Raw genomic sequence first — 12,349 nt, forward strand, 5'->3', positions numbered from 1 at the left:
TCGTATGTAGATGCTTACGATAATTGAGGATCTGCGCGCGGCCGACGCGGTCGCGGTCCGGGCCAGTGTCGCCGTCGTGGAGAAGATCGCTGCCGGTGATCTGGTTCGGGTGACCCCGTGCGCCGGGTGGGATCTGGGGGATCTGCTCGCGCACATGACCGCTCAGCACCGGGGATTCGCTGCGGCCGCGCGCGGACAGGGGGCTGATCCGGCGTTCTGGGCGGAGGAGCATGCAGGGGAGCGGCACGTGGAACAGCATGCGGGGGAACAGCGTGCGAAGGAGCGGCGCGTGGAACAGCATGCGGGGGAACAGGGCGTGGAACAACGTGCGGAGGTGCGCGCGAGTGAGGATGCCGTGCGGAGGTATGTGAAAGCGGCCGAGGATGTGATTGCGGCGTTCGCCGAGGTGGGCGTGCTGGAACGAACGTTCTGTCTGCCGGATGCAGGTGGGGACCATCCGGGGCGGCTGGCGATCGGGATGCACCTGGTGGATTACACGGTTCACGGGTGGGACGTGGCGCGGGCGATCGGCGTCGACTTCCAGCCGGGCGCTGACGTTCTGGCGCGCACCCTGCCGATCGTGCGGGCCTTGCCCGGCGGGAAGGCCCGTCTCGCGCCGGGGGCGGCCTTCGGCCCGGCGCGTGAGGTCCCGGTGGGTGCGGACGCGCTCACCGAGATCCTGCTGCTACTCGGCCGAATCCCGTCGGCCGAGTAGTTCGAACCCGGCGCGCGGGTAGGCGGAACCTGGGGGGTGGTTAGGCGGCTTTCGCGGTCAAGGTGAGCGTGCCTTTTAGGCGTGGTGAGTTCGGGTTCGATTCGCACCCCGAGTCACCACGCGGATCTTGGCCTCGGGTGCCCGGCGCGCCGAGTGGATGGCACCGCGTGACTGCGTGAGCGGCGGCGGGAGCGCGATCATCGTCACATGTCACTGCGGTGGGAGGGGTATTCGCGTTGCGAGGGTTGCGGGGCTGTTGAAAGATCAGCCGGGTGAAGGTCGAGTTCGCCCGGAAGCCGGTGTTGCGTGGGGAGCGGGTTGTTCTGCGGCCCTTCGCTCCGGGGGACGCCGCGGTGATCGCGAGGATCGTCGAGGATCCGGAGGTCCGGCGGTTCACCGGTGGTGGGGATGTCCGGTTCGACGCCGATGAGCTGGAGCGGATCTACGCCGACCGGATCACCGCTGACGACCGGCTGGATCTCGCGGTGCTGGACCGGGTGACCGGCGAACTGGTCGGTGAGGTGGTGCTCAACGAGTGGGACGAGCGCAACCGCAGCTGCAACTTCCGCACCCTGATCGGTCCCGGTGGGCGCGATCGTGGACTCGGCACCGAGGCGACCCGGCTGCTCGTCGAGCACGGCTTCAAGACCTTGAACCTTCACCGCATTCATCTGTACGTCTATGCCTTCAACCCCCGGGCCCGGCGGGTGTACGAGAAAGCCGGATTCACCGCCGAAGGTGTCGACCGGGACGCTCTGTGGCATGACGGGGTGTGGGTGGACGCGGTGCGGATGTCGATCCTGGAGCACGAATGCCGGTGACCACCGCATCCGCCCGGCGGTCGCGAGGTGGCCCGGACCGGGCAGCGTCTCGCGTGGTGGGCGACGGTGCCGTGATCAGGCGTACCGGAAATGTCTTAGAGAAGCCCGGCCAGGGACGGCAGCAAGTCGACAGCCGATTTGAGGTCTTCGTCGAGTGGGCGGTCGGTGAGGTCTCCGTCGAGGGCTTCGGTGGCCAGGTGGAACGCTTCGCGGGCGAGGCCGCCGGTGAGGCGGTCGGGGGCCAGGCGCAGGGCGCGGACCGCGGTGAGCAGTTCGGCGGCGATCATGGTGGGGGCGAGCCTGGTCATCACGCGCAGCGAGCGGGCGCCCTGGGTGGCGAAGCTGGCGTGTTCCTCCATGCCGAGCGAGATCGACAGGGTGCCGGAGGCGGTCGGATGGACCGCGGTGCGCATCTCGGCGAGCAGGTCCTGGACCACGTATTCGGTGATCATCAGTCCGGAGCTGCCGGGCGGTCCGGCGGCCAGGAAAGCACGCAGACCGGTCATGTCGGGGCGCATCAGCAGGCCGAGGCGGGCCGCGGACAGCGACAGTACGGGCAGGAAGGCGCCGCGGACCGCGTCCAGGCCGGCGGCCAGGGTGGCCGTGTGGAACTGGCCGTGGTGACGCACGCCGTCCGCGGTGACCAGCGGGTTCTCGGCGGCGGCGTTGATCTCGGCGGTGACGATCGCGGTGAGGGTCTCGGCGGCCTGCAGCGCGGGCGCGGTGACCTGGGGTACGACCCGGAGGCCGAACGGGTCCTGGATGCGCAGCGACGGACCGGAATCGGACACCATCGTGTGCAGGGTGGCGGCGACGGCGACCTGGTGCGGGTGGGCGCGGCCGGCGTGGCTGGCCGGATCGTAGGCTTCGGGATTGCCGCGCAGGGCCAGGAACGACAGCGCGGCGACCACGGTCGATGCCCGCAGCTGGCTGTGCACCTGGGCGAGGGCGAGCGCGGACGTGGCGACGGTGAGCGCGCTGGAGCTGATCATCGGCAGTGCGTCGGTGGGGCCGATGACGACGTCCCGGCCGGTGCCGTGCCGCCAGGGGCGGGCTCCGGCGAGGGTGAGCGCGAGTTCGGCCAGCGGCGACAGGTCGGCGGTGCCGATGCCGCCCCACCGGTGCAGGGTCGGGACAGCGCCGTCGGCGAGCGCGGTGGCCAGGGCTTCGGCGACCTGGCGCGAGATGCCGGACCCGCCAGCCAGAATCTGATTGAGCCGGACGGCCATGGTGGCTCGCGCCGTGACGTCGTCCTCCTCGGGCCCTACTCCGGCGCAATGACTGCGCAACAGTCGCAGGGCATGCTCCTCGGGGTCGGCCTGTTCGTGCCGGTTGGCACCGACGCCGGTGTTGGCGCCGTAGACGGCCCCGCGGGCGCGGGCTTCGACGAGGATGGCGTGCCGTTCCTCGACCAGGACGAGTGCCATCGGATCGAGGGTGATGTCGGCCGCTCCGGATGCGATCGCGCTCAGGTCTGGGATCGTCAGGGAGGCGCCATCGAGCCGGACCTGCACGTGAGTCTCCAACTCGTATCGGGCTGTTGACATGCTATTCACTACTTCGCGAGTATGAATAGTAGTATTCAGAAGATCAACCAGGAGTACCATGATCACATTCGAGGACGTCGTCAAGGTCTATCCCGGCGGCGGTACGGCGGTGGACCACCTGAGCATGGAGCTGCCCACCGGCAAGATGACGGTCCTGGTCGGGCCCTCCGGCTGCGGGAAGACCACGTCCCTGCGGATGATCAACCGAATGATCGAACCGACCGCGGGGCGCATCCTGATCGACGGTGAGGACGTCACCGCGAAGAACGAGGCGCTGCTGCGGCGGGGGATCGGGTACGTGATCCAGCACGCGGGGCTCTTCCCGCACCGGACCGTGCTGGACAACGTCGCCACCGTGCCGGTGCTGACCGGTTCGACCCGCCGGGCCGCCCGGGCCAAGGCTCTGGAACTGCTCGAGCGAGTCGGATTGCCCGAGCAGTTCGCCAAGAGGTACCCGGCGCAGCTGTCCGGCGGTCAGCAGCAGCGGGTGGGGGTGGCCCGGGCGCTGGCCGCGGACCCGCCGATCATGCTGATGGACGAGCCGTTCAGCGCGGTCGACCCGGTGGTGCGGTTGCAGCTGCACGACGAGTTCCTGCGGTTGCAGCAGGACCTGGGCAAGACCATCGTGATGGTCACGCACGACATCGACGAGGCGCTGAAGCTGGGCGACCGGGTGGCGGTGCTGCGTGAGGGTGGTCATCTGGCGCAGTTCGGCACGCCCCGGGATCTAGTGACAAATCCGGCAGACGACTTTGTCTCCGGATTTGTCGGTCGAGATCGGGGTTTGCGGGGTTTGTCATTCGACAGCGCCGCAGACCTGCCGGTCCAGGCGGTCGACGGTCTTTCCCTCGACGACGCCGGCCGCCCGCTCGGCTGGCCGTCGGATTCCGGCCTGCGGCCCACCAACGGCACCTTCACCAAGGAAGACTCGCTGCGCACCGTCACCGACCTGGTGATCAGCTCGCCGGTCGGGATCGCGGTGCGAGTCGGGCCGGACGGGGCCGCCGACGGCCTGGTCAGTCACCATGACCTGGCGGACCATCTGGCAAGCCGCCGCTCATGATCCAGTATTTGCAGAACAATCACGTGATCGTCTGGCAGGCGTTACAGGAACATCTCTACCTCGCCCTGCTGCCGATCCTGTTCGGGTTGGTGATCGCCCTGCCGCTCGGTTACCTGCCGGTCCGGTTCCCGAAGCTCTACCACCCGCTGGTCAACACGTTCGGCGTCCTCTACTCGATCCCGTCGCTGGCGCTCTTCGTCTTCCTGCCGGTCATCCTCGGCACCAAGGTGCTGTCGCCGATCAACGTCATCGTCGCGCTGACCATTTACACGGTCGCGCTGCTGGCCCGCACCGTCGCCGACGGTCTGCGCGCGGTCGACGCGGTGGTGGTGCAGGCCGCGACCGCGATGGGTTACCGCCGGCTGCGGCGCCTGATCGAGGTCGAACTGCCGATCGCGCTGCCGGTGATCCTGGCCGGCCTGCGGGTCGCCACGGTCTCCAACATCAGCCTCGTCAGCGTCGGCTCGCTGATCGGCATCGGCGGGCTCGGCCAGCTGTTCACCCGCGGATTCCAGCTCTTCTACATGGAGCCGATCCTGATCGGCATCATCCTGTCGGTGGTGCTCGCCGGGATCGCCGACCTGATCATCGTGCTCGTGCAGCGGGCGATCACCCCGTGGACGCGTGCCGCATGAACCTCTCGTACCTGCTCGACCCGGCCCACTGGGACCTCGGCGCGTCCGGCGGCATCCCGATGCTGATCCTGGACCACCTCGGCTACGTCGCCCTCGCCCTGCTCGCCGGCACGATCATCGCCCTGCCCGTCGGCCTGTACATCGGTCACACCGGCAAGGGCTCGTTCATCGCCATCAACGCCGGGAACGCCGGCCGGTCCCTGCCCACCCTGGGCCTGCTGATGCTGATGGTCACCCTGCTCGGCCTGGGGCTGCTGCCGGTGCTGATCGCGCTGACCGTGCTGGTCATCCCACCGATCCTGACCTCGTCGTACGCCGGGATGCGCAACGTGGATCAGCGCGTCGTCGACGCTGCCCGGGGCATGGGGATGCACCCGTGGCAGGTGCTCACCCGGGTCGAGCTGCCGATGGCGCTGCCGGTGATGATGGGCGGTTTCCGCAACGCCGCCATCCAGGTGGTCGCGACCGCCACGGTGGCCGCCGCGGTCGGCCGCAGCGGGCTGGGCCGGCTGCTCATCGACGGCCTGGCCGTCAACGACTACTCCCGGGTACTGGCCGGCGCCATCGTCGTCGCCGCACTGGCCGTACTCGTCGATCTGTTTCTAGCACTGATCCAGCGCTGGATCGTCTCACCCGGACTGAAAGGTCTGTCATGAAACGCATAACCGCCGCTCTCGCCGGCATCGCCCTGTCGCTGTCGCTCACCGCCTGTGGTGCCGACAGCGATCCGCTCGCCGACGAGCCCGCCGCCTCCGGTGCCGCCGGCGGCGCGGTCACCGTCGGCTCCGCGAACTTCCCGGAGAGCCAGCTGCTCGCCGAGATCTACTCCCAGGCCCTCGAGGGCAAGGGCGTCACGGTCACCCGGAAGTTCAACATCGGCGCCCGCGAGGTCTACCTCAAGGCGCTGCAGGACGGCTCGATCTCGCTGCTGCCCGAGTACAACGGCGCGCTGCTGGCCGCCCTCTCGCCGAACGGCGTTCCGGAGTCGGCGACCAGCCCGGACGCCGTGCTCGCCGAGCTGAAGAAGGTGTTGCCGACCGGAACCGAGGTGCTGACCCAGTCGGCCGCCGAGGACAAGGACACCCTGACGGTCACCGCGGAGACCGCCACCAAGAACAACCTGAAGACCATCGAGGACCTGAAGACGATCGCGCCCACCCTGGTCGTCGGTGCCGGTCCCGAGTTCGCCGAGCGTCACCAGGGCATCAAGGGCCTGGAAGAGGTGTACGGCCTGAAGTTCAAGGAGTTCAAGGCCCTGGACGCCGGTGGCCCGCTGACCATCAACGCCCTCAAGGACGGTGACATCCAGGTGGCGAACATCTACTCCACCGACTCGTCGATCGTCACCAACAAGTTCGTCGTCCTCGAGGACCCGAAGAACCTGTACTCGTCGCAGAACGTGATCCCGCTGATCCGCACCGAGGCCAACAACGCCACGGTGACCGGCGCTCTCGACGCCGTCTCGGCCAAGCTCACCACCGAGAACCTCACCGCTTACCTGGCTCAGGTGCAGGTCGACAAGAAGGACATCGCCGTGGTGGCGACGGCCTTCCTGTCGGAGAACGGCCTCAAGTAAGCCGCTCCTCTTTCGAACGCCGCCCCGCTTCCCCGCGGGGCGGCGTTCTTTTGTTTCCGGCTGATGTCTTGACGATGTACTCGCGGGTATCTATCTTCTGATGCAAGGATTTGCAAAATCTGCAAACTCTTTCCCCTTCCCCCAGGAGATCGATGTGGACAGACGCCTGACCCGCATCCTGGCCGCCACCACCCTTGCCCTCGGCATCGGCGGCTTCGGCATCGCTCAGATCGCCACCGGCCCCTCCGCCTACGCCGCTCCGCCCGGCGCCAAGGACGTCACGGCCGTCATGTTCGAGTGGTCGTTCGCCTCGGTCGCCCGCGAGTGCACCAGCACGCTGGGCCCGCTCGGCTACGGATATGTGCAGGTCTCCCCGCCGCAGGAGCACATCCAAGGGTCGCAGTGGTGGACGTCGTACCAGCCGGTGTCGTACCGGATCGCCGGTCGTCTGGGTGACCGCACCGCCTTCGCGAACATGGTGACCACATGTCACGCGGCCGGTGTCAAGGTCATCGCCGACACGGTCATCAACCACATGAGCGCCGGTTCCGGTACGGGTACCGGCGGCAGCTCGTACAGCAAGTACAACTATCCGGGCGTCTACTCCGACGCCGACTTCCACACCTGCCGCACCGCGATCAGCGACTACACCAACCGCGGGAACGTACAGGATTGTGAACTGGTCAACCTCTCGGACCTCAACACCGGAAGCGATTACGTACGCGGAAAGATCGCCGGCTACCTCAACGACCTCGCCTCCCTGGGAGTCGACGGGTTCCGCATCGACGCCGCCAAACACATCTCCGCCGCCGACCTGGCCGGGATCAAGTCGAAACTGTCGAACACCGGCGCCTACTGGAAACAGGAGGTGATCTTCGGTTCCGGCGAAGCAGTCCAGCCGACCGAATACACCGGCACCGGTGACGTGCAGGAGTTCCGGTTCGCCCGCGACCTCAAGCGGGTGTTCCTCAACGAGAACCTCGCCTACCTGTCCAACTTCGGCACCGCCTGGGGTTACCTGCCCAGCAGTCAGGCCGCGGTCTTCGTCGACAACCACGACACCGAACGTGGCGGGGACACACTCAACTACAAGAACGGGTCGGCATACACGCTCGCGCAGGTGTTCACCCTGGCCTGGCCGTACGGCGCACCGGACGTCAACTCCGGCTACGAGTTCACCGACCACGACGCCGGGCCGCCCGGCAACGGCACGGTCAGCGCCTGCTACGCCGACGGCTGGAAATGCCAGCACGCGTGGCGGCAGATCGGCAACATGGTCGGATTCCGCAACACCGTCGCCGGTACGGCCGTCACGAACTGGTGGAGCAACGGAGCCGACCAGATCGCCTTCGGGCGCGGCAGCAAGGGCTACGTCGCGATCAACCACGAGGGCAGTTCGCTGACTCGGACCTTCCAGACGTCACTGCCCGCCGGAACCTACTGCGACGTGCAGCACGGCGACCCGACCGCGTCCGGCGGCTGCACCGGCACCAGCTACACGGTCAACGCCTCCGGTCAGTTCACCGCCACCATCGGAGCGGGCGACGCGGTCGCGATCTACGTCGGCGCCAGCGGAGGGACCACCACACCGGTGACCGGCACCGGCTTCAACGTGACCGCCACGACGACACTCGGGCAGAACATCTTCGTCACCGGCAACCAGGCAGCGCTCGGCAACTGGGCACCGGCCAGTGCTGTCGCGCTGTCATCGGCCACCTATCCGGTGTGGAAGGGGACCGTCTCACTGCCCGCCGGAACCGTGTTCGAGTACAAGTACCTCCGCAAGAACAGCGACGGCACCGTGACCTGGGAATCCGGCGCCAACCGGACCGCCACCGTCCCGGCCGGCGGCCAGCTCACCCTCACCGACACCTGGCGCTAGGCGGCTAGGGCTGGCGCTGCGCGGCTGGGCGGCTAGGCGGCAGCCAGAAACCGGCGGCGGGCCCGCGAATACGCCACCCGCAGCAGATAGGCAGTCACCTCGTCCGGCGTGGGCCGGCGGTCCGGGTCCTTGTGCAGCAGCGCCAGCAGCAGCGCAGTCAGCGGCCCGGACCGCCGCGTCCGGTCGGGCGGGTCGGCGAGCAGCGCCCGCAACACCGCCCCGCCGTCGCCCCGGGTGAACGGTGGCCGGCCCTCAGCCGTGAAATACAGCGTCGCCCCGAACGACCACAGGTCGCCGGCAACCCCCGACTCCTGTGCCAGCAGGCGTTCCGGGGCGATGTAATCGGGCGACCCGAACCGCGGATCCGGGGCGTCGGCACCGATCGCGGCCAGCCCGAAATCACCGAGCACCACCCGGCCGTCCGCGGCGATCAGCACGTTGTCCGGCTTCACATCCCGGTGCACCACCCCGGCGGCGTGGGCGGCCCGCAGCGCGGCCAGCACCTCCAGCCCGAGCCGGGCGGTTTCCGCCGGTGACGACGGCCCGTCCGCCCGAACCACCTGATGCAGCGACCGAGACGGCACGTACTCCATCACGATCCACGAACGCCCACCGGCGACGAGCACGTCATACACCTTGATCAGCCCCGGATGGTTGAGCCGAGCGCCGGCCCGAGCCTCCCGCGCCGCACGGGTCTCCCGATCCGCACAGGTCTCCTGATCCGTCACCGGCAGTTCCTTGACCGCGACCGTACGCCCGAGCAGCATGTCCTCGGCCCGCCAGACCCGGCCCATGCCACCCGCGCCTATCAGCTCGGCCAGCCGGTACCGCCCAGTCAGATACTCGGCCATCTCCGCACCCCGATCCTCCGTGGTCGTCACCGGAGATTCGGAGCCAAGGCGCGGTCGGATGGCCGCGAATCAAATCATTTTCACTTCCGCACCGAGAGAGTTCACCGAGGCGACCGCGCCCGCCGCCCGTTCCAACTCGCGAACTGGTTTCCGCTCCGCTGGCCCGCTGGCCCGCTGGCCCGGCGGCACGATCCGGGTCGTTGCTCACCCGGCCAGGAGGCGGATCGGCTGCGGGCGTAGGCGGTCGAGTGCCCTCTCCGTTGCGGTGTCCGCGGCCAAGTGGACGACCAGCCGCTGGTCGTCACCGGCAGGTAGGTCCAGCACCTCGTAGAGCAGCCGCAACTCGCCCGCCGAAGGATGTGACAGCCGGAGAGAACCGTTGGGATCTGCCAGACCGGGGACCGTTTCGACCCGTCGGGTGAAGACCTCACCCGCTGTCAGGGCCAGCTCGTCGGCCAGCGCCGCGATGTGTGGATCGGCCCGGAACGACCCCTGCTTCAGTGCTGCCACCTCCTCATCGGCGACCCGCTCCCAGTCGGGATAGGCCTTGCGGGCCCGCTCGTCGGTGAGAACGAACCGGGTCAGATTCGGCCGGGCCGGCTCCAGCAACCCGATCGGTCCCATCAACCTCTCGTAGGCCGCGGTGTAGGCCAAGACGTCGCCCAGCCTGTTCAACAGCACCGCCGGTGCGGGATCCAACTGCTCGACGACCGCCCGGACCGTCGGCCGCACCGTGTGCGCGGGACGCCGGGCGCCCAGGCAGCTGAACCCCGGATCCGCGGCCTTGGTCAGTCGTAACAGGTGGGCGCGCTCATCCGCCGACAGCCGTAGCGCATCCGCGAGCGCGGCCAGAATCTGCGGGGACGGCCGCCGATCACGACCCTGCTCCAGCCGGGTCACATACTCCACACTCACCCGGGCGAGTGCCGCGACCTCGGATCTCAGCAGACCCGTGGCGCGCCGGCGTGGGGCGACTGGCAGCCCGACCTCAGCCGGGGTGATCGCCGCACGGCGGGTCCGCAGGAAGAGTCCGAGTTCGTTGTCGCTCACCCTCCGAACGTAGCAACGCGACCGCCCGCGAAGGTGTCCCTGTTGGTACCACTAAAACCCCGGCCTCCTACACCACCGTTTCCCGGAGCAGGATTTAGCCATGACCACGAGAACAGTCTTCGGATTCGGGGCGCACAGTGGGATCGGCGAGGCATCCGAGCTTCTGCGCCTCGCCCACCTCGCCGACCGGGCCGGGCTCGATGTCCTCTCGCTGTCGGACCATCCCTACCTCGGTGCCCGGCTGGACGCCTATGCCGCGATCGCGTTCGTCCTCGGCCGTACCGAGCGGCTCACGACCCTCGTCAACGTCACCAATGTGCCCACTCGCCCCGCCCCGATGCTGGCGCGGACGGTGACGTCACTGTCCGCGCTCTCCGGCGGCCGTGTCGTGCTCGGCATGGGTGCCGGCGGCCGATGGGACCGCATCGCCGACATGGGTGTGCCACGGCTGTCACCCGGCGACGCCGTGGACGCGTTCGAGGAGGCGATCGTCCTGATCCGCGAGCTGTCCGGCGGCGGCCCACCGGTCACCCACCACGGCAGGCACTATCGGGTGGACGGCATCGAGCCCGCGCCGGTGCCCGCCCCCGACGTGTGGACCGGCTCGGTCGGCCCGCGATCACTGGCCGCGACGGGCCGGGTCGCCGACGGCTGGATTCCCGGCCATGCCGCCGACTGGCTCAGCGAGCGATACCGAGAGTCACGGCCGGTCATCGACGAGGCAGCGGTCGCGGTGGGCCGTGACCCGGCGGAGATCCGCGACGTGTTCAACGTTCCCGCCCGCATCACCGACCAGCCTCTGAGCGCGCCACGAGACCGCGAGGGGCGATGGCTCGGAGGGTCACCGGCACAGTGGATCGAGGAACTGACCACCGCGGTCATCGACCATGGTGCGGCCGGGTTCATCCTGTTCGCTCCGGACGGCGGCACACCCGACAGCACCACGCTCAGCCGGTGGGCGTCGGAGGTCGTCCCGGAAGTGCGGGAGGCGACAGCCGCACATCGCGGCCCCACGATTCCGTCGACTACGCCCGCTCCCGGCCATGACTGACCCGGCTACTTCCTCGGCCGGCGAGTCACAGCTGAACTGGTCGTTTCCTCGACCGGAACGGTCATGGCCGACCCGGCTGCTTCCTCGGCCGGCGAGTCATGGAAGACCCGGCCGGTTCCTCGACGGGGGGAGCATGACTGACCCGGCCGGTTCCTCCGCTGGCGCCGGCGGGTCCGGTTCGTCTGACGGGTGGATCCGGTTGCCGGGAGTCCGGAGCAGGTTCATCCGACGGGCGGATCCGGTTGTCCGGGGACGGTCCGGAGCAGGTTCAGCAGCAGGGTCAATGGTGGCCAGCCGGTCCGGCCGGCCCGCACGACGGCATAGGTCCGCAGGACCGGGGAGGGATCTTTCAACGGCAGCAGCCGTACGCCGGGCCGGGTCTCCTGGTCGGCGGGGAGCAGCCCGACCCCGAGACCGGCCACGATCAGGTCCTGCAGCAGCGCCAGGCTGTCCGCCCGGTGCGTGATCAGCGGATCGAAACCGGCCATCGACGCGATCGTCCGCACCACCTGCTCGTCGGCGGCGCCGCGCGAGTTCACGATCCAGTCGTGATCGCGGTAACGCGCGAACACCTCCGGGGCTGCTACGTCCGTCCACGGATCGGCGGCCGGCACTCCCAAGGCCCAATCGGCGGACCACAGCGACCGTACGTCGACAGTCCGGTCCAGCGGGGCCGGGGCCAGGTTGAAGTCGTAGGTCAGGGCCAGGTCGATGCCGTCCGCGGCGAGCAGCGACAGGGCCTCGGCCGGCTCGTGTTCGTGAATGTGGACTCGGACACCCGGATGGTCGACGGCCAGCCGGGCCACGATCGGCATCAGGGATCGCCGGATCACCGTCCCGAAGCCGGCGACTCGCAGCGTCCCGGCGGGTTCCGCCGACGGATCCAGATCGAGGCGCGCCGCCTCCAGCGCGGCCAGGATCGTCACCGCGTGCCCGGCCAGCCGGCGCCCGGCTGGGGTCAGCCGCACCCGACGGCCCTCCGGTTCGATCAGTGGTGTGCCAGCCTCCCGTGCCAGCGCCGCGATCTGTTGCGACACGGTCGACGTGGTGGTGTGCGTCTCCTCGGCGACCGCCCGCATCGACCCCAGACGCGACAGCAGCAGCAGAGTCTCCAGACGGCGTGCGTCCATGCTTTGATTGTCAAGCAATCATGAACGG

At 68.9% G+C, this 12,349-nt stretch carries 12 protein-coding genes; 8 read left to right on the forward strand and 4 right to left on the reverse strand.

The window, feature by feature from the left end; translation table 11 throughout:
• Positions 1 to 10: 10 nt before the first annotated feature.
• The gene (locus tag BLU81_RS06000; RefSeq protein WP_092542373.1) at positions 11 to 715 is read left to right on the forward strand and encodes a TIGR03086 family metal-binding protein; all 705 of its coding nucleotides are present in this window, start codon (positions 11 to 13) and stop codon (positions 713 to 715) included.
• Positions 716 to 987: 272 nt separating this feature from the next.
• Positions 988 to 1,536, forward strand: a complete 549-nt coding sequence (locus BLU81_RS06005; protein ID WP_197686131.1) for a GNAT family N-acetyltransferase — start codon at positions 988 to 990, stop codon at positions 1,534 to 1,536.
• A 95-nt stretch (positions 1,537 to 1,631) separates the two neighbouring features.
• Here the strand turns inward: BLU81_RS06005 and BLU81_RS06010 are convergent, their stop codons facing one another.
• A complete protein-coding gene (locus BLU81_RS06010; RefSeq protein ID WP_092542377.1) occupies positions 1,632 to 3,083 on the reverse strand; it encodes an aromatic amino acid ammonia-lyase in 1,452 nt (483 codons plus the stop codon).
• A 58-nt stretch (positions 3,084 to 3,141) separates the two neighbouring features.
• Here BLU81_RS06010 and BLU81_RS06015 point away from each other — a divergent pair, with 58 nt between their 5' ends.
• From BLU81_RS06015 to BLU81_RS06035, 5 genes are all read left to right on the forward strand, one after another.
• The gene (locus tag BLU81_RS06015) at positions 3,142 to 4,146 is read left to right on the forward strand and encodes an ABC transporter ATP-binding protein (RefSeq protein ID WP_092542379.1); all 1,005 of its coding nucleotides are present in this window, start codon (positions 3,142 to 3,144) and stop codon (positions 4,144 to 4,146) included.
• On the forward strand, positions 4,143 to 4,781 hold the full coding sequence (locus BLU81_RS06020; protein WP_092542381.1) for an ABC transporter permease: 639 nt from the start codon (positions 4,143 to 4,145) through the stop codon (positions 4,779 to 4,781). Before BLU81_RS06015 ends, BLU81_RS06020 begins: the two co-directional genes overlap by 4 nt.
• Positions 4,778 to 5,437, forward strand: coding sequence for an ABC transporter permease (locus BLU81_RS06025; RefSeq protein ID WP_092556659.1), 660 nt, complete (start codon positions 4,778 to 4,780; stop codon positions 5,435 to 5,437). Before BLU81_RS06020 ends, BLU81_RS06025 begins: the two co-directional genes overlap by 4 nt.
• On the forward strand, positions 5,434 to 6,357 hold the full coding sequence (locus tag BLU81_RS06030; RefSeq protein WP_092542383.1) for a glycine betaine ABC transporter substrate-binding protein: 924 nt from the start codon (positions 5,434 to 5,436) through the stop codon (positions 6,355 to 6,357). Before BLU81_RS06025 ends, BLU81_RS06030 begins: the two co-directional genes overlap by 4 nt.
• Before the next feature lie 154 nt (positions 6,358 to 6,511).
• The gene (locus BLU81_RS06035) at positions 6,512 to 8,239 is read left to right on the forward strand and encodes a carbohydrate-binding module family 20 domain-containing protein (RefSeq protein ID WP_231954219.1); all 1,728 of its coding nucleotides are present in this window, start codon (positions 6,512 to 6,514) and stop codon (positions 8,237 to 8,239) included.
• A gap of 32 nt (positions 8,240 to 8,271) precedes the next feature.
• Here the strand turns inward: BLU81_RS06035 and BLU81_RS06040 are convergent, their stop codons facing one another.
• Positions 8,272 to 9,090, reverse strand: coding sequence for a serine/threonine-protein kinase (locus BLU81_RS06040; protein WP_157751311.1), 819 nt, complete (start codon positions 9,088 to 9,090; stop codon positions 8,272 to 8,274).
• Positions 9,091 to 9,294: 204 nt separating this feature from the next.
• The gene (locus BLU81_RS06045; protein WP_092542389.1) at positions 9,295 to 10,140 is read right to left on the reverse strand and encodes a helix-turn-helix transcriptional regulator; all 846 of its coding nucleotides are present in this window, start codon (positions 10,138 to 10,140) and stop codon (positions 9,295 to 9,297) included.
• Positions 10,141 to 10,240: 100 nt separating this feature from the next.
• Between BLU81_RS06045 and BLU81_RS06050 the strand changes: the two genes are divergently transcribed.
• Positions 10,241 to 11,191 carry an LLM class flavin-dependent oxidoreductase gene (locus BLU81_RS06050; RefSeq protein ID WP_092542391.1) on the forward strand — a complete coding sequence of 317 codons (951 nt, stop codon included), beginning with the start codon at positions 10,241 to 10,243 and terminating at the stop codon, positions 11,189 to 11,191.
• A gap of 221 nt (positions 11,192 to 11,412) precedes the next feature.
• On the opposite strand, the gene BLU81_RS06055 is transcribed toward BLU81_RS06050, so the two are convergent.
• On the reverse strand, positions 11,413 to 12,321 hold the full coding sequence (locus BLU81_RS06055) for a LysR family transcriptional regulator (protein ID WP_092542393.1): 909 nt from the start codon (positions 12,319 to 12,321) through the stop codon (positions 11,413 to 11,415).
• Between the last annotated feature and the right edge of the window lie 28 nt (positions 12,322 to 12,349).

Source organism: Actinoplanes derwentensis, from assembly GCF_900104725.1.
GTDB lineage: Bacteria > Actinomycetota > Actinomycetes > Mycobacteriales > Micromonosporaceae > Actinoplanes > Actinoplanes derwentensis.